This is a genomic window from Caulobacter sp. GSs2 (genome assembly GCF_058680895.1).
On sequence record NZ_CM178725.1, the window covers coordinates 3613049 to 3629721 of the forward strand.

The 16673-nt window shown below is 67.1% G+C and carries 13 protein-coding genes; 9 read left to right on the top strand and 4 right to left on the bottom strand.

Annotation, left to right across the window (positions count from 1 at the left end; all coding sequences use genetic code 11):
- Window positions 1–7 precede the first annotated feature (7 nt).
- Together ACW17Z_RS17470 and ACW17Z_RS17475 are read left to right on the top strand one after the other, a co-directional pair.
- A complete protein-coding gene (locus ACW17Z_RS17470; RefSeq protein ID WP_492056929.1) occupies window positions 8–2968 on the top strand; it encodes a TonB-dependent receptor domain-containing protein in 2961 nt (986 codons plus the stop codon).
- 84 nt (window positions 2969–3052) lie between these two features.
- Window positions 3053–3841, top strand: a complete 789-nt coding sequence (locus ACW17Z_RS17475) for a hypothetical protein (RefSeq protein ID WP_492056930.1) — start codon at window positions 3053–3055, stop codon at window positions 3839–3841.
- 53 nt (window positions 3842–3894) lie between these two features.
- Here the strand turns inward: ACW17Z_RS17475 and ACW17Z_RS17480 are convergent, their stop codons facing one another.
- Window positions 3895–4212 carry a heavy metal-binding domain-containing protein gene (locus tag ACW17Z_RS17480; RefSeq protein WP_419320902.1) on the bottom strand — a complete coding sequence of 106 codons (318 nt, stop codon included), beginning with the start codon at window positions 4210–4212 and terminating at the stop codon, window positions 3895–3897.
- A gap of 193 nt (window positions 4213–4405) precedes the next feature.
- Between ACW17Z_RS17480 and ACW17Z_RS17485 the strand changes: the two genes are divergently transcribed.
- Together ACW17Z_RS17485 and ACW17Z_RS17490 are read left to right on the top strand one after the other, a co-directional pair.
- Window positions 4406–4870: a DUF4112 domain-containing protein gene (locus ACW17Z_RS17485; RefSeq protein WP_419255872.1), complete on the top strand. Its 465-nt coding sequence runs from the start codon at window positions 4406–4408 to the stop codon at window positions 4868–4870.
- A 40-nt stretch (window positions 4871–4910) separates the two neighbouring features.
- Complete coding sequence (locus ACW17Z_RS17490; protein WP_419320903.1) at window positions 4911–5348, top strand: DUF4112 domain-containing protein; 438 nt, start codon at window positions 4911–4913, stop codon at window positions 5346–5348.
- Here ACW17Z_RS17490 and ACW17Z_RS17495 read toward each other — a convergent pair whose 3' ends face one another.
- Genes ACW17Z_RS17495 through ACW17Z_RS17505 form a run of 3 tightly spaced genes read right to left on the bottom strand, consistent with a single transcriptional unit; the run spans window position 5349 to window position 9561 of the window.
- The gene (locus tag ACW17Z_RS17495) at window positions 5349–5924 is read right to left on the bottom strand and encodes a Uma2 family endonuclease (RefSeq protein ID WP_492056931.1); all 576 of its coding nucleotides are present in this window, start codon (window positions 5922–5924) and stop codon (window positions 5349–5351) included.
- A gap of 31 nt (window positions 5925–5955) precedes the next feature.
- Window positions 5956–8109: a methylmalonyl-CoA mutase gene (gene scpA / locus ACW17Z_RS17500; RefSeq protein ID WP_492056932.1), complete on the bottom strand. Its 2154-nt coding sequence runs from the start codon at window positions 8107–8109 to the stop codon at window positions 5956–5958.
- 3 nt (window positions 8110–8112) lie between these two features.
- Window positions 8113–9561, bottom strand: coding sequence for a methylmalonyl-CoA mutase subunit beta (locus ACW17Z_RS17505; protein WP_492058553.1), 1449 nt, complete (start codon window positions 9559–9561; stop codon window positions 8113–8115).
- A gap of 172 nt (window positions 9562–9733) precedes the next feature.
- On the opposite strand from ACW17Z_RS17505, the gene ACW17Z_RS17510 reads away from it, so the two are divergent.
- The 5 genes from ACW17Z_RS17510 to ACW17Z_RS17530 all read left to right on the top strand — a co-directional run bounded on the left by ACW17Z_RS17510 (window position 9734) and on the right by ACW17Z_RS17530 (window position 16650).
- Complete coding sequence (locus ACW17Z_RS17510) at window positions 9734–10741, top strand: NAD(P)H-dependent flavin oxidoreductase (RefSeq protein WP_419320907.1); 1008 nt, start codon at window positions 9734–9736, stop codon at window positions 10739–10741.
- A 105-nt stretch (window positions 10742–10846) separates the two neighbouring features.
- The gene (locus tag ACW17Z_RS17515; RefSeq protein WP_492056933.1) at window positions 10847–11584 is read left to right on the top strand and encodes a DUF2793 domain-containing protein; all 738 of its coding nucleotides are present in this window, start codon (window positions 10847–10849) and stop codon (window positions 11582–11584) included.
- Between the two features lie 270 nt (window positions 11585–11854).
- On the top strand, window positions 11855–12430 hold the full coding sequence (locus ACW17Z_RS17520; RefSeq protein WP_492056934.1) for a TMEM165/GDT1 family protein: 576 nt from the start codon (window positions 11855–11857) through the stop codon (window positions 12428–12430).
- Window positions 12431–12583: 153 nt separating this feature from the next.
- Complete coding sequence (locus tag ACW17Z_RS17525; protein ID WP_492056935.1) at window positions 12584–16180, top strand: hydantoinase B/oxoprolinase family protein; 3597 nt, start codon at window positions 12584–12586, stop codon at window positions 16178–16180.
- A complete protein-coding gene (locus tag ACW17Z_RS17530) occupies window positions 16180–16650 on the top strand; it encodes a low molecular weight protein-tyrosine-phosphatase (RefSeq protein WP_419320912.1) in 471 nt (156 codons plus the stop codon). The genes ACW17Z_RS17525 and ACW17Z_RS17530 overlap by 1 nt, the downstream gene beginning before the upstream one ends.
- Window positions 16651–16673 lie beyond the last annotated feature (23 nt).

The following is a 16673-nucleotide window of genomic DNA, read 5'->3' on the forward strand; positions in this document are numbered from 1 at the left end:
ATCTGTCATGTCCAATCATCGTAAGCATCTTCTAGCCTCCACGGTTATCGCCGGGCTGGCCGCCAGTGTCATGTCACCGACGATCGCCCTGGCTCAAGCCGCCGCGCCGCTGACCACCACCGACGAAAAGCCCCCCGAGGCGACCGAAGTCGAAGCCCTGATCGTCACCGGCTCGCGCATCAAGCGCAGCGAGTTCAACAGCCCCGATCCGATCCAGGTGATCAGCGCCGAGCAAGGCAAGCTGAAGGGCATCTCGACCGCCGCCGGCCTGCTGCAGACCTCGACGATCGCCTCGGGCTCGCCGCAGGTGACCTCCGCCATTTCCAGCGCCTTCGTCACTGACGGCGGCCCCGGCGCTGAAACCGTCTCGCTGCGCGGCCTGGGCGCCAACCGCACCCTGGTGCTGATCAACGGCCGCCGCACCGGCCCGGCCGGCGTGCGCGGCGGCGTGTCCGCCGTCGACCTGAACGTCATCCCGGTCTCCGCCATCGAGCGCGTCGACATCCTGAAGGACGGCGCCTCGTCGATCTACGGCTCCGACGCCGTGGCCGGTGTGGTCAACATCATCACCAAGCGCGACACCGACGGCTTCGAGATCGACGCCTTCGTCAGCCAGCCCCAGGACAAGGGCGGCGAGCAGTCGCGCGGCAGCATCAGCTGGGGCAAGACCTTTGATCGCGGCTTCCTGAACGTCTCTTACGACTATTCGAAGACCGCCGAGCAGCGCGTGGGCGACCGCAGCTACACCAACTGCGGCCGGCAATACATCACCGACTCCAGCGGCAAGCGGAAGGACACCATCGATCCCCGCACCGGCTCGGCCCAGTGCCGCGACCTGCTGTATGATCAGATCTGGCTCTACGACTTCAACTTCTCCGGTCTCGATGGCAAGCTGCAGTACGACTATGACGGCAAGCTGGGCGGCCTGATCCCCCGCGTGCCGCCGGGCCAGGCGGCCAACTATCCGGGCGCGCCCGCCGGCTTCTACACCGTCGGCTATAGCGATGATCCCCAGGCCGCCGACAACGGCGTTCTGGACTACAACAGCCCGTTCAACCTTGATTCCTCGCTGGTGCCGCGCAACGAGCGCTCGACCGTCTATGCCCAGGGCGCGTTCGACATCAACGACAGCGTCGAAGTCTATGGCGAATTGCTGCTGAACCGCCGCGCCACCAAGAGCAATGGCTATCGCCAGTTCTGGAGCTACTTCTACACCGGCGACATCGACCCGTTCAGCGCCGGCTTCACCGGTGACTTCATCCTGTCGCCGACCCCGGTCACCAATCGCAACCGAGACGGCCAGCGCGTTGACTATCAACGCTATGTCGGCGGTCTGCGCGGCGATTTCGGCAAGATCGATTTCCTGAAGGGCTGGGACTGGGACGTCTTCAGCCAGTACAGCCACTCCAAGGGCGTCTATTCACGTGACGTGATCCTGAAGGACGCTGTCGATATCGGCGCCTTCCGCAGCGGCTCCTGCGTCGGCCAGGTCACGCCGATCAGCAAGAAGGCCTGCGTGGACGTCAGCTGGGTCACACCGGACTTCCTGGCTGGCAAGTACACGGCCGCCGAAGAAGGCTTCCTGTTCGACAATGAAGCCGGCGAGACCATCTACAAGCAACTGGTCATCGAAGGTTCGACCTCGGGCTCGCTGTTCAAGCTGCCGGCCGGTGACGTGGGCGCCGCCTTCGGCTTCCACTACCGCAAGGACTCGATCAGCGACACGCCTGGCGCCGTCACCCTGGCCGGCAATGTGTGGGGTTCCTCCACGGCCGGCATCACCAAGGGCGACGACCTGGCCCGCGAATTCTTCGGCGAACTGAGCATTCCGCTGCTGAAGGGCCTGCCCTTCGCCGAGAATGTCGCACTGTCGCTGTCGGGTCGCCACACCAAGGTCAACAGCTATGGCGAGGACGACACCTACAAGATCGGCCTGAACTGGCAGATCGTGCCGTCGCTGCGCGTGCGGGCCACCAAGGGCACCTCGTTCCGCGCCCCGGCGTTGTTCGAGCTGTACAAGAACGCCGAGACGAGCTTCGCGTCACAGCGCACGCTCGATCCCTGCATCCGCTGGGCGACCAACCTGGCCCAGGGCAACCTGCCGCAATACGTCGCCAACAACTGCGCCGCCGCCGGCATTCCGGGCACCCATTCGGGCGCTGGCTCGTCGGCCACCGTCACGGCGGGCGGCGGCAAGGGCGCTCTGGAGGCCGAAACCTCGAAGGCCGTCACCTATGGCGTGATCTGGACCCCCAGCTTCGCCGACCTGAACGTGGCCGTCGACTACTTCGAAATCGAGGTCAATGACGAGATCACCCAGCTCGGCGCCGCGCGCATCGTGTCGGGTTGCTATCGTTCGCTGTCCTTCCCGACCGATCCGCTTTGCAAGCTGTTTACCCGCACGCCGGGCTCGAACCTGATCAGCAAGGTCACGAACAACTATCTGAACATCGCCGAACAGGCCAACCGCGGCATCGACCTGACCGTTCGCTATGGTCAGGACCTGCCCTGGGACAGCAAGCTGACCGTCGACCTGCAGTCGACCTGGCAACTTGAGGACACCACGGCCCTGTTCGCCGGCACGACGATCGATGAGAACGGCTTCGTCGAGAATCCGGACTGGACCGGCCAGCTGAACTTCCGCCTGACCAAGGGCGACTGGACGGGTTTCTGGGGCATCGACATGATCGGCAAGGCGTCTGACGCCGAAGACTATGCCGACAAGAACACGGCGGGGACCACCTTCTACAAGATCCACACCGAGTTCACGGCCTATCACAGCCTCTCGCTGCAGAAGAAGTTCGACGACTGGTCGATCCTCGGCGGCGTGGCCAATGTGTTCAACGAAGAGCCCCCGGCAGTGTCACGCGCGCAGGGCAACTACAGCACGGTCGGCGCTTCGGTTCTGGCCTCGCAGTACGACTACTACGGCCGCCGCCTGTTCCTGAACATCACGGCGCGCTTCTAGTCTTAGCGGATTGGACTAACATGACGGCGGCGGGGCGACCCGCCGCCGTTTTTGTATCGCTGTCCGTGTTTGGAGCCTGCTCGCGTGAACGCCATTATCCGGGGCAAGCCCGACAATCTCGATGAGATCGGCCTGCGCTTCGACCGCGCTGCGCTGACGACACCGGTCTATCTGAACAGCGTGCCCAAGGCCGGCACCCACCTGATCCGCAACATCCTGCGGATGTTCGTGGCCCCCGAGCAGCACTGGCGGCGCGAATACATCCAGCACGCCATCCTGCGGCAGTTCGGACCCGAGGCGTTCTCAAAGGCCAAGCCGATGATCAGCTGGGGGCACATGCTGTTCTCGGACGAGTCGGCCATCGCCCTGCGCGACGTGCGCCACATCGTGCTGGTGCGCGATCCCTATGACTGGGTGCTGGCCCGGGCGCGGTTCTATCTGTCGGACGAGTTTCAGGGAAACCTGAACCATATCAAGGGCGGCGCGGCATCTCCTGAGGATGTCATGATGATGATGATCATGGGCGCGCACGGAAAAGTGCCGGACCTGAAGGACATCTTCGCCCTCAACGCCGTGGCGTGGATGGGCTCCAGCGCTGTCGTCGTGCGCTACGAAGACATCATCGACAGCCTCAACGACCTGGGCTCAAGGCGGGCGGAAGCCTTCTTTGCACAACTGCTGGCCGATTGCGGCCTGGAGCTGCCGACTGACTGGCGCGACCGGGTCGAGGCCGGCGCCGACCGCCGCGAGAGCCGCACCGCCAGCGAAAACCTCAATGTGACGGCGGAGCTGCCCAAGGTCTTGTCCGAGGTCCACAAGCGCGTGGTCGACTTCCATGCGCCAGGTCTCAGGGCGCTGCTCGGCTACGCATGAGGGCTGGCCTGCGGCGGGCGCCGGAACCGGCGTCCACCGCGTCGGAAAATGGCCTAGAGAACGACCGCCGTCCCAGACACCGAGACCATCATCATCGAGCCGTTCGGCCCGACGGTATTGTAGTCGAGATCGACGCCCACGATGGCGTTGGCGCCCAGCTTCTCGGCTTCCTTGACCAGGTTCTTCAGGGCGTCCTCGCGAGCGCGGGCCAGAACCCGTTCGTAGGACTTGGAATGGCCGCCGATGAAGTCGCGGATCGCCGCCATCAGATCCAGCACCACATTGGCGCCCAGGATCGACTGGGCGTAGATCGCGCCCTTGTAGTCCTGAACCGGCCGGCCTTCGATGAAGGGCGTGGTCGAGATCAGCATGGATAAACCCCTGTGCGACGCACGCGCCAACGTCCTTAACTTAGGCGTAAACGTCGCCCTTCGCGAGGGGCTCCCCCACAAAGCGTCACTTTCTGACGCCATTCTCCCGCGAGGCGGGAATCTGGCGCTCTGCCACTTCCTGCGCGCCGATGGTTAAGGCAGATTGACCCCAGTTTTTGCTCCCGGAGTTTTCCTGGTGATCTTCGCCAAGTCGCATCTCGACCTGCACAACATCCGAAGCAACGTCGAGCGGGTAAAGAAGCTGTCGGACAACGTCGTCGGCGTCGGGCCGCTGGGCGTGGGCCTGGACGGCCTGCTGACCTGGATCCCCGGCGCGGGCGAGCTCTACAGCCTGGGCGCGGGCGGCCTGATCATCATGGACGCCGTGCGGGCGCGGGCCGCGCCGATGATCGTCATCCAGATCGTCGCCATCATCCTGATCGACACCGTGGCCGGCTCGCTTCCGGTCGCGGGCAAGGTCGCCGACCTGCTGTTCACCGGCCACAAGTGGTCGGCCGACATGCTGACCAAGCACATGGACGACACCATCTATTTCGAAGGCACCCGCAAGGAGGTCCAGGGCACGGCGGAGTATCGCGATCTGCTGGCCCGTATCCAGGCCGGCAAGGAAAAGCGCCGCGTCGTCTTCCTCGGCTAAGCGTCGACAACCATAGAGCAGGCAAGGCGTTGATCAGAGCATGACCGTTGAAGCCGCCCCCTATTCCGACAGCCGTCGCTCGCGCGCTCATCGCGCCTGGAGATCGGCTGAGACCATCAAGGGGCTGTCCGATCGCCTGATCGGCATTGGACCCTTCGGTCTGGGCCTGGATGGCGTGCTCTCCTGGGTGCCCGTTGTCGGGCCGCTCTACAGCATGGGGGCCGGTGGTCTGCTGCTGATCCACGGCATATCGGGCGGGGCTTCCTTCATCACCCTGGCGCGGATGGCGGCCTATATCGCCATGGACACCGCTACCGACGTGGTGCCGATCGCGGGCTCGGTGGTGGACATGATGTTCCCTGGCCACCTGATGGCCGCCAAGGCCCTGCAGAAGGACATCGAGGCGCGCCATGGCCTGCCCGATGATGCGGCGCTGAAGCGCGCCCCCAAGAAGCGCGCCAAGGCGGGGAAGCGCTGATCAGCGGATTGCGGGCAGATCAGCCAGGCAGAGCGTCAGCTGCGGAAAGACCAGTGAGGTGACGGTTTCGCGCGCCGAATACTGCGTAACGTCGCGATAGAGGCCGCCATCAAGCGTGCGATGCACGATGATCGTGGCGGCGTTGACATCAACCACCCAATAGTCGCGCACGCCATACTGGGCATACAGTTCGGCCTTGAAGGCCAGGTCGTACTTGACCGTCGACTGCGCGACTTCGATCACAAGGCCAACATTGGCCCCGCCGACAGAGGTCAGGGGAAGCTGGGCGTCGTAGAGATAGAGGTCGGGATCGGGCGCATTGGTCGGGGAAAGCCGCAGCGTCGAGTCAACGATCACCTGCACAGTATCGCCGGCCGCCAGCATCAGGCGCTTGGCGATCTGCATCTTCGCCCAGGTATGCGGCGCGCCTTCCGAGGCCATCTCAACCAGCGCTCCATCCACCAGTTCGACGCGGGCGCCTTCGCCGAGAATTCCGGCTTCCTGCATGCGCAGAACATCGTCCAGCGTGAAACGATGCTGCTGCGAGGTCTCCAGCGCTCTGGCCAGGGCGTTCATTCGCCCAGCATACCACAGGGAGACAAGGCCGCTAAGCCGCCGCCCCCTGGGTATAGCCCAGCTGCACATTGAGCTTTTCCAGCACCTCGATGGCCGCCTCGGCGATCACCGTGCCGGGCGGGAAGATGCTGGCGGCGCCGGCGTCGAGCAGGACCTGGAAGTCCTGGGGCGGGATCACGCCGCCGACCACCACGACCATGTCCTCGCGTCCGAGCCTGGCCAGTTCGGCCTTCAGCTCCGGCACCAGGGTCAGGTGACCCGCCGCCAGGGACGAGGCGCCCACCACATGCACACCCGCCGCGATGGCGGCCTCGGCCGCTTCACCCGGGGTCTGGAACAGCGGACCGATCTCGACCTTGAAACCCAGGTCGGAGAAGGCGCTGGCGATCACCTTCTGACCGCGGTCGTGGCCGTCCTGGCCCATCTTGGCGACCATGATGCGGGGCGGGCCGCCATCGGCCTCCTTGAAGGCGGCGACCATGGCGCGGGCGCGGGCGGCCTTGGGATCGGCGCCGGCCTCCTTGCCATAGACGCCCTGGATGGTCTGGATCACCGCGCGGTGGCGACCAAAGACGTTTTCCATCGCCAGGCTGATCTCGCCGACCGTGGCCTTGGCCCGGGCGGCGTCGACGGCCAAGGCCAGCAGGTTGCCGGTTCCGCGCGCGCCGTCTTCCAGCGCCTTCAGCGCCGCCGCCGTGGCGGCCGGATCGCGTTCGGCCTTCAGGCGGGCCAGCTTTTCCAGCTGCTGGGCGCGGACCGAGCTGTTGTCCACCTTCAGCATCGGGATCACGTCCTCGACCTCGGGCTTGTAGCGGTTGACCCCCACCACGCTCTGGCGATTGGCGTCGATGCGGGCCTGGGTCTTGGCGGCGGCTTCCTCGATGCGCAGCTTGGGCAGGCCGCGTTCGATGGCCTTGGCCATGCCGCCCGCCGCCTCGACCTCTTCGATATGGGCCAGAGCCTTCTGGGCCAGGTCATAGGTCAGGCGTTCGACATAGTAGCTGCCGCCCCACGGGTCGGCGACGCGGGTCGTGCCGCTCTCCATCTGCAGGAACAGCTGGGTGTTGCGGGCGATGCGGGCCGAGAAGTCGGTGGGCAGGGCCAGGGCTTCGTCCAGGGCGTTGGTGTGCAGGCTCTGGGTCTGCCCGTTCACGGCCGCCATGGCCTCGACGCAGGTCCGCGAGACGTTGTTGAACACATCCTGCGCCGCCAGCGACCAGCCCGAAGTCTGGCTGTGGGTGCGCAGGGAGAGGCTGCGGTCGTCTTTGGGATCGAACTCGCGCTTCATCAGGCGGGCCCACAGCAGGCGGGCCGCGCGCATTTTCGCGACCTCCATGAAGTAGTTCATGCCGATGGCCCAGAAGAAGCTCAGGCGCGGGGCGAACACGTCGATGCTCATGCCGGCCGCGACGCCGGCCCGGGCATATTCGATGCCGTCGGCCAGGGTATAGGCCAGCTCCAGGTCGGCCGTCGCGCCGGCCTCCTGCATGTGATAGCCGCTGATCGAGATCGAATTGAACTTCGGCATATTGGTCGAAGTATATGAAAAGATGTCGGAAATGATCCGCATCGAAGGTGCGGGCGGATAGATGTAGGTGTTGCGCACCATGAATTCTTTGAGGATGTCGTTCTGGATCGTCCCCGACAGCTTGTCGGGCGAAACGCCCTGTTCCTCGGCCGCCACGATATAGAGCGCCAGGATCGGCAGCACCGCGCCGTTCATGGTCATCGACACGCTCATCTTGTCGAGCGGGATGCCCGAGAAGAGGGTGCGCATGTCGAGGATCGAGTCGATGGCGACGCCCGCCATGCCGACATCGCCCTTCACCCGCTCGTGGTCGGAGTCATAGCCCCGGTGGGTGGCCAGGTCGAAGGCCACCGACAGGCCCATCTGACCGGCCGCCAGGTTGCGCCGGTAAAAGGCGTTCGAGTCTTCAGCCGTCGAGAAACCGGCATACTGCCGCACCGTCCACGGATTGGTCACGTACATGGTCGGGTAGGGGCCGCGCACGAACGGCGCGACGCCGGGATAGCCGCCCGTAAAGTCCAGGTCCTCGACATCGGCCGCCGTGAAGGCCGGGGCGACATCGACGCCTTCGGGCGTGTTCCAGACCGCGCCTTCGGGGGCAGCGTCGGTGGCGACCTCGGCGAAGTCGATCGTCGTGAAGTCAGGGAACTTGGTCATGGTTCAGGCTCCCTCAAAGGCGGCGGCGAAGCGGATGGGTGTCAGGGCGGGGCAGGTGGAGTCCGGCCCCGGCAGCCTGGGATCTGGACCCTCCACGGCGAAGGCGGACGGATCGACGGTCTCGATCTCGGCGGGCTTGTCCTCGGCGTTGGGGAACACCGTGACGCCCAGGATCTTGCGGCTCTTGTCGGCGAAGGCGGCTTGTTGCCCGGCGCAGGTGGCGGCGACGGCGTCGGCGATCAGGCCGCTCTCAAGCGCCTTGACGATCCCGCCGGCGTCCTCGATGGCCTGGAAGCTGGTCCAGGCGGCGCGGGCGATCTGGTCGGTCAGGCTGTCGAGATACCACGAGCCGCCGGACGGATCGGCGACGCGGCCCAGATTGCTCTCCTCCATCAACACCAGCTGGGTGTTGCGAGCCTGACGACGGGCGAAGGTGGTGGGCAGGCCGATAGCGTCGGTGAAGGCGCCCAGCACCACGACGTCGGCCCCGCCGACCGCGCCGGCGAATCCGGCCGAGGTCAGGCGCAGCAGGTTGGTCCAGGCGTCCTTGGTCGTCAGCATGCGGCCTGAGGATCGCGCCTCGATTGTCGCGGGAACACTGACGCCGCAGGCTTGGGTGAGGCGCGCCCACAGGGCTCGCGCGGCGCGGACCTTGGCGACGCCGGTGAAGTATTCGCCGTCCAGGCTGACGCCCAGCACGATGCGGCCGAAGGCCTCGTCCATCGACAGGCCCGAGCGGACCAGGGCCTTGGCATAGGCCAGGGCGCTGGCGGTCATCAGGGCCAGTTCCTCGACGTTGGAGCCGCCGGCCTCGTGCGCGGCGCGCCCCGTGGCCAGGAACAGGCTGGCCCGGGCATAGGTCGTCGCTAGCCGCGCGCCCACCGTGGCGGCGTTGAAGATGTGGCTCTCGATCGGGCCGGGACTGGTCCCCGATTCCGCAAAGGCGGTCAGCGGGTCCATGTGGAAGGCCATCGGCGCATTGGGGGCGGCCTTGGCCACGGCGCCCAGCCAGTCGGCGGCCTTGGGACCCAGCCAGCCGGCGTCCAGCGCCACGGGGGCCAGATCGATCAGCACGCCCGTCAGCGCCTTGGCCATGTCGTCGGCTGAGCCGATGGCAATGCCCCTGGCGCCGGCCGGATCGACGGCCAGCAGCACCGAGGCCGCGCCGTTCTGCAGATCGACCAGGATATCGCTGGCCGCCCGCTCGGGATCGGCATGGGCGGCGCGCATCCGCAGGTCCCACGGCCGGTCGGCGTCGCGGGCGCGCAGGTCGCGGGCGACAATCACGCCGTCCCTGGCCGTGTAGAGCGGCTGAATCGTCAGGCCGTCGGGCGTGTTGACGGTCAGGGCCTCGTCAAAGCTCTGACCCTTCAGGGTTTTCTCGACCAGGGCCGTCCAGCGCGCCCGGACGGTGTCGTCCGGAGCGGCGAAATCGTCGGCCAAAAGCGTCACGGCCTGGGTCAAAGCGTCTCTCTCCTGCAGTGCAGCATTCTTTTCTTTTCGACGGTGATGCGCCCCTGCCGCTAGGGCCGTCAAGTCTTGCGCCCGCCCCAAACAAGCGTTTAAGCTAAACGCTGTTTACATGCGCGGCGCCCAACGCCGCCTCCTAGGGGAGCCGATTTTTATGGCCTTGCCGCCCGTTCTTCGTGACCGTCTTCGCCTGCCGGTCATCGCCTCGCCGCTGTTCATCATCAGCAATCCCGATCTGGTGATCGCCCAGTGCAAGGCCGGCATCGTCGGTTCCTTCCCGTCGCTGAACGCTCGCCCGATCTCGCAGCTGGACGAGTGGCTGCACCGCATCACCGAGGAACTGGCCGCCTACGACCGCGCCCACCCCGAGGCGCCGTCGGCCCCGTTCGCGGTCAACCAGATCGTTCACCGGACCAACAACCGGCTCGAGGAGGACGTCGAGCTGTGCGTGAAATACAAGGCCCCGCTGGTGATCACCTCGCTGGGCGCGCGTGAGGATCTGAACGCCGCGATTCACTCGTACGGCGGCATCACCATGCACGACGTCATCAATGACAAGCATGCCCACAAGGCCATCGAAAAGGGCGCTGATGGTCTGATCCCGGTCGCGGCCGGCGCGGGCGGCCACGCCGGCACCCTGTCGCCCTTCGCCCTGATCCAGGAAATCCGCCAGTGGTTCGACGGGCCGGTGGCGCTGTCGGGTTCAATCGCCTGCGGCCGCTCGATCCTGGCCGCCCAGGCCATGGGCGCGGATCTGGCCTATATCGGCTCGGCCTTCATCGCGACCCAGGAAGCCAATGCGGCCCAGGGCTACAAGGACATGATCGTCGAGAGCCACGCCGACGACATCCTCTATTCCAACCTGTTCACCGGCGTGCATGGCAACTATCTGCGCCCCTCGGTGGTCAAGGCGGGCATGGATCCGGAAAACCTGCCGGTCAGCGATCCGTCGGCCATGAACTTCGGTTCGGGCGGCAACCAGGAAGCCAAGGCCTGGCGCGATATCTGGGGCTGCGGCCAGGGCATCGGCGCCATCGACGCGGTGCTGACCGCCGGCGAACTCGTCGCCAAGTTCTCGGAAGAGTACGAGCAGGCCAAGGCCGAACTGGCCGCCAAGACCGCCCTCACATCGGGCAAACATCTGGCCTTCGCGGCCGAGTAGCGACACGCTGGAGCGGGGACGGGGACGGGGATCGACCAAGGTCGGTCCCCGGCTCTGTCAGCGGGGTGATCCTAGAGGCGAGTTCAACGCCTTGAAGGATCTGCGATGTTCGACGAAACCACCCCGCGCCTTGGCCTGCCCTATGTGGTCGCCGCCCAGGCCCAGAAGCATATCCCCATCAATGAAAGCCTCGCCCGGCTGGACGGTCTGGTCCAGCTGGCGGTCGAGAGCCGCGTCGTCGCGGCGCAGCCGGTCAGCCCGGTCGCCGGCGGTGTCTGGATCCTGCCCGCCGGCGCGACGGGCGCGGCCTGGGCCGGCCAGGCGGCCGGGACGCTGATGCGCTTCGAGGCCGGCGCCTGGGAGGCCGTCGCCCTGGCCGAAGGGGTGCTGGCCTGGGTCAAGGACGAGAACCAGATAGTCGCCTTCGATGGCGCGACCTGGGCGCCCCTGTCGGCCACCTTCAAGAGCCTGACCGCCGCCGCCTCGCCGGGGCTGGCCAATACCCGGCTGGAAATCCGTGAGGAGGAGACGACACTTTCGGGCGCGACCACCTCGACCGCCATCGTGATCCCGGCGCGGGCCATCGTGCTGGCGGTCTCGACCCGGACCACGGTCGCGGTGACGGGGGCGACGTCCTACAGCTGCGGGGTTTCGGGCGACGCGTCCAAGTTCGGCGGTTCGCTGGGCGTGGCCAAGAACGCCAGCAATGTCGGGGTGATCGGTCCGACGGCCTACTATTCCGATACCCCGGTGCTGCTGACCTCGGCGGGCGGCAACTTCACCGGCGGCAAGGTGCGGGTGGCGGTGCACCTGCTGAGATTTGATGCGCCGGCGGCGGTGTGATTCCTTCTCCCTATGGAAGAAGGGTCTTTATTGACGACCCAGCTTTCCCCCGCTAAACGCCGCTCACCTTTGGGGAGTAGCCGCCTGCATCCATCAGCAGGCCCCGCCGTCAACACACTTGGTTTCTTCTCCGACTTGAGGGGATCCATGGCGCGGGGAGGGAAGCGATGATCCGCTTCCATGGCGAGACCAATGGCGCCGACAACCTCCCGGGCTGGGTGGGCTGTCGACGCTATTGGCATGCGCCCGGCCCGGAAGGTTTTTGCTCCCATGGAATCCCTGTTCGTCTCGACCCTGGTCGTGGCCATCGCCGAGATCGGCGACAAGACCCAACTTCTCGCCATTATTCTGGCGACCCGCTTCAAGAAGCCCGTGCCGATCATCCTGGGCATTCTGGTCGCCACCCTGGCCAATCACGCCCTGGCGGCGACGGCCGGCTACTGGGTCTCCGATCTGCTGAGTGGCCAGTGGTTCAAGTGGGCCATCGCCGTGTCGTTCATCGCCATGGCCGCCTGGGCCCTGATCCCCGACAAGGCCGATGACGAAGAGGCCGGCGCCACCAGCCGCTACGGCGTGTTCCTGACCACCACCATCGCCTTCTTCCTGGTCGAGATGGGCGACAAGACCCAGATCGCCACGGTGGCCCTGGGCGCGCGCTTCCACAACATCGCCTGGGTCGCGGCCGGCACCACCCTAGGCATGATGATCGCCAACATTCCGGCGGTGTATCTGGGCGAGGCGGCGACCAAGGTCGTGCCGCTGAAGTATGTGCGGATCGGCGCGGCGGTGATCTTCCTGGGTCTGGGCGTTTGGGCGGCGGTCGAAGCGGCGGGGTTGTTCCGCTAGACCTGTCATCCCGGCCAAGCGCGAAGCGCGCCGAGCCGGGACCGCCGGAAGCTCTGAGCTTGTCGCGGTCCCGGCTCTCCGCTCCGCTACGGCCGGGATGACAATGCGAATGGAGGCGCTATGACGGGAGCACGCAAGGAGCCCCGCCCCCTCATGACCGACGATCAGAACCTGCGCGGTTGGGAGTTCTGGATCGATCGCGGCGGCACCTTCACCGACATCGTCGCGCGGCGGCCCGATGGGTCGCTGGTCACCCACAAGCTGCTGTCGGAGAACCCCGAGCAGTATGCCGACGCCGCCGTGGCGGGCGTGCGGGCCCTGCTGCCGGCCGGGGCGCGGATCGACGCGGTCAAGATGGGCACGACCGTGGCCACCAACGCCCTGCTGGAGCGCAAGGGCGAGCCGACCGTGCTGGCGATCACCGCCGGTCATGCCGACGCCCTGCGCATCGGCTATCAGGCCCGGCCAAAGCTGTTCGACCGCCATATCGTCAAGCCCGAAGCCCTGTACGACCGCGTCGTCGAGATCGATGAGCGCATCACCGTCGAGGGCGAGGTCCTGCGTCCGCTGGACGAGACTGCCGCGCGCCTTGGCCTGCAGGCCGCCTTCGACGCCGGTTTCCGGGCCGTGGCCATCGTTCTGCTGCACGGCTTCCGCTTCACCGACCATGAGGCCCGCGTCGCCGCCATAGCGCGCGAGCTCGGCTTCACTCAGGTTTCGGTCAGCCACGAGGTCAGCCCGCTGATGAAGCTGGTCGGACGCGGCGACACCACCGTGGTCGACGCCTATCTGTCGCCGATCCTGCGCCGCTATGTCGACCGGGTGGCGGGCGAGCTGGGCGCGGATGCGCGGCTGCTGTTCATGCAGTCGAACGGCGGCCTGACCGACGCCCGGGCCTTCCGGGGCAAGGACGCCATCCTGTCTGGTCCCGCCGGCGGCGTGGTCGGCATGGCGCGGACGGCGGCGCAGGCCGGCTTCGACCGCGTCATCGGCTTCGACATGGGCGGCACCTCGACCGACGTCTGCCACTATGCCGGCGAGTACGAGCGGGCCTTCGAGACCGTGGTGGCCGGGGTGCGGATGCGCGCGCCGATGATGAACATCCACACCGTGGCGGCCGGCGGCGGCTCGATCTGCAGCTTCGACGGCGCGCGCCTGAGGGTGGGGCCGGCCTCAGCCGGGGCCGTGCCTGGCCCGGCCGCCTATCGCCGGGGCGGGCCGCTGACCGTCACCGACTGCAACGTCATGCTGGGCAAGCTGCGACCCGAGTTCTTCCCGGCCGTGTTCGGTCCCAACGCCGACCAGCCGCTGGATGCACAGGCGGTGGCTACCGGCTTCGCCAGCCTGGCCGCCGAAATCCTGGCCGCGACCGGCGAGGCCATGAGCCCCGAAGCGATCGCCGAGGGCTTCCTGACCATCGCCGTCGAGAACATGGCCAAGGCCGTGCGGCAGATCTCGATCCAGCGCGGCTACGACGTGACCCGCTATGTGCTGGCCTGTTTCGGCGGCGCGGGCGGGCAGCACGCCTGCCTGGTGGCCGACGCCCTGGGCATGACCCGGGTGATGATCCACCCGTTCGCCGGGGTGCTTAGCGCCTATGGCATGGGACTGGCCGATCTGCGGCTGATCCGCGAGGCGACGGTCGAGCGACCGCTGGCCGAGGCGGCCGGCGATCTGGCCGAACAGGCCAGGGCGCTGTCGGTCGAAGCCGAGGCTACCCTGCGAGCACAAGCCGTTCCGGTGGCTTCGGTCGAGACCCTGGCGACCTTGCGCGTGAAATACGCCGGGACCGACACCCCGCTGGTTGTGCCGCTGGCCGACCAAGCCGGCGTCCGCGCCGCCTTCGAAGAGATGCACCAGCGCCGCTTCGGCTTCACTTCGCCGACCACGGCCCTGGTGGTCGAGACCCTGTCGGTGGAGGCCATCGGCCATTCGGATGCCGGAGCGGCGCCGGATTTGGGACGCGGCGCCTCAGGCCAAGCTGTGGCCCTGACGATGGTCGACGTTCGCATGGCCGGCCAAGCCAGGCCGACGCCGGTGTTCGACCGCGAGGCCCTGGCTGTGGGGGCCGAGGTCAAGGGTCCGGCCATCATCCGCGAGGCCACCGGCACGACGGTGGTCGAACCCGGCTGGCGCGCCAAGGTGGATGCGCATCTGAACCTGATCCTCGACCGCATCGAGGCCCTCCCAGCCCGCCGCGCCATCGGGACCAAGGCTGATCCGGTGATGCTGGAGGTGTTCAACAACCTGTTCATGGCCGTCGCCGAGGAGATGGGTTTCGCCCTGCAGAACACCGCCTATTCAGTCAATATCAAGGAGCGGCTCGACTTTTCCTGCGCCTTGTTCGATCGCGACGGCAACCTGATCGCCAACGCCCCGCACATGCCGGTGCATCTGGGCTCGATGGGCGACAGCGTGCGGGCCATCCGGGAGGCGCGGCAGAGTGATGGGCGCGGCATGCAGCCGGGCGACGTCTATATGCTCAACGCCCCCTACAAGGGCGGCACCCATTTGCCGGACGTAACGGTGGTGATGCCGGTGTTCGACGCGGCCGGAGCCCTGCTGTTCTATGTCGCCGCGCGCGGGCACCAGGGCGATATCGGCGGCATCACGCCGGGCTCGATGCCCCCCAACAGCCGCACGGTCGAGGAAGAGGGGGTGCTGATCGAGAACTTCCTGCTGGTTGAAGGCGGCCGGTTCCTGGAAGCGCAGACCCGCGCCCTGCTGGCCTCGGGCAAGTGGCCGGCCCGCAATCCCGACCAGAACATCGGCGACCTCAAGGCCCAGATCGCCGCCTGCGCGCGGGGCGCTGAAAGCCTGACCGGCCTCGTCGCCGAGTTCGGCCAGGCGACGGTCGAGGCCTATATGGCCCACGTGCAGGACAATGCCGAGGAAGCCGTTCGCCGGGTGTTGGCCACCTTGAACGACGGCGCCTTCGCCTATGAGCTGGACGACGGCAGCGTGGTGAAGGTGGCGATCACCGTGGATCGCGAGGCCCGCACGGCCCGGGTCGATTTCGCGGGCACCAGCGACCAGGTCCCGACCAATTTCAACGCCCCGGCCTCGATCTGCCGGGCGGCGGCGCTGTATGTGTTCCGCACGCTGGTGGATGACGAGATCCCGATGAACGACGGCTGCCTGCGACCGGTGCAACTGGTCATTCCCGAGGGCTCGATGCTGCGGCCGCGCTATCCGGCGGCGGTGGTGGCGGGCAATGTCGAGACCAGTCAGGTCGTGGTCGATGCGCTGTATGGAGCTCTCGGCGTCATGGCCGGCGCGCAGGGGACCATGAACAACTTCACCTTCGGCGATGACCGCCGCCAGTATTACGAGACCATCTGCGGCGGCTCGGGCGCGGGGCCGGGTTTCGATGGGACCGACGCCGTCCAGACCCACATGACCAACAGCCGCCTGACCGATCCCGAGGTGTTGGAGACCCGCTATCCCGTGCTGGTCGAGGCGTTCTCGATCCGGCGCGGTTCGGGCGGCGCGGGCGCGCATCACGGCGGCGACGGGGTGGTGCGAAAGATCGCCTTCCGCGAACCGATGACCGCGACCCTGTTGTCCAACCGCCGCCGCGTGCCGCCGTTTGGGCTGGCGGGCGGGGGGGCAGGCGCCCTGGGCGCGGCGCGGGTCGAGCGGGCGGACGGAAGGGTTCAGACCCTGGCGGCCACCGATCTGGTCGAGGTCGCGACGGGCGACGCCATCATCATCGAGACGCCGGGCGGCGGCGGCTGGGGCGCACCCTGATGCGGCTTGCGGTTCTGTTTGTCTGCCTGGGCAATATCTGTCGATCGCCCCTGGCCGAGGGCGCCTTTCGCGCCGAGGCCCAGGCCGTCGGGCTTGATGTTCTGGTCGATTCTGCCGGCACAGGGGGCTGGCATGTCGGTTCCGCGCCGGATGGGCGCGCCATTGCCGCCGCGCAGCGCCACGGCGTCGACATCAGCCGCCAGACCGCCCGCAAGGTCGAGGCCGACGACTTTCGGCGTTTCACCCACATCCTGGCCCTGGACCACGACAACCTGAAGAAGCTGCGCAGCCTTCGCCCCGTCGACGGGGAGGCGGAGCTGGGCCTGCTGCTGGACTATGCCGAAGGGCTCGAGGGCCGGGCGGTGGCCGATCCCTACTATGGCAAGGCGGCGGGGTTCGACGTGACCTGGCGCGAAGTGGCCCTGGCGGCGCGGGGGCTGGCGCAGTCGCTGGCGTCTCGGGGGGACTAGGCGACCACTCGCCCCCTCCTGAC

What these genes read in the sequence shown, in the direction of transcription:
- ACW17Z_RS17490 (WP_419320903.1), top strand. Translation starts at nt 4,911, where the DNA reads ATGACCGTTGAAGCCGCCCCCTATTCCGACAGCCGTCGCTCGCGCGCT.
- ACW17Z_RS17530 (WP_419320912.1), top strand. Translation starts at nt 16,180, where the DNA reads ATGCGGCTTGCGGTTCTGTTTGTCTGCCTGGGCAATATCTGTCGATCG.
- ACW17Z_RS17520 (WP_492056934.1), top strand. Translation starts at nt 11,855, where the DNA reads ATGGAATCCCTGTTCGTCTCGACCCTGGTCGTGGCCATCGCCGAGATC.
- ACW17Z_RS17495 (WP_492056931.1), bottom strand. Translation starts at nt 5,924, where the DNA reads ATGAACGCCCTGGCCAGAGCGCTGGAGACCTCGCAGCAGCATCGTTTC.
- ACW17Z_RS17515 (WP_492056933.1), top strand. Translation starts at nt 10,847, where the DNA reads ATGTTCGACGAAACCACCCCGCGCCTTGGCCTGCCCTATGTGGTCGCC.
- scpA (WP_492056932.1), bottom strand. Translation starts at nt 8,109, where the DNA reads ATGACCAAGTTCCCTGACTTCACGACGATCGACTTCGCCGAGGTCGCC.
- ACW17Z_RS17480 (WP_419320902.1), bottom strand. Translation starts at nt 4,212, where the DNA reads ATGCTGATCTCGACCACGCCCTTCATCGAAGGCCGGCCGGTTCAGGAC.
- ACW17Z_RS17510 (WP_419320907.1), top strand. Translation starts at nt 9,734, where the DNA reads ATGGCCTTGCCGCCCGTTCTTCGTGACCGTCTTCGCCTGCCGGTCATC.
- ACW17Z_RS17470 (WP_492056929.1), top strand. Translation starts at nt 8, where the DNA reads ATGTCCAATCATCGTAAGCATCTTCTAGCCTCCACGGTTATCGCCGGG.
- ACW17Z_RS17525 (WP_492056935.1), top strand. Translation starts at nt 12,584, where the DNA reads ATGACCGACGATCAGAACCTGCGCGGTTGGGAGTTCTGGATCGATCGC.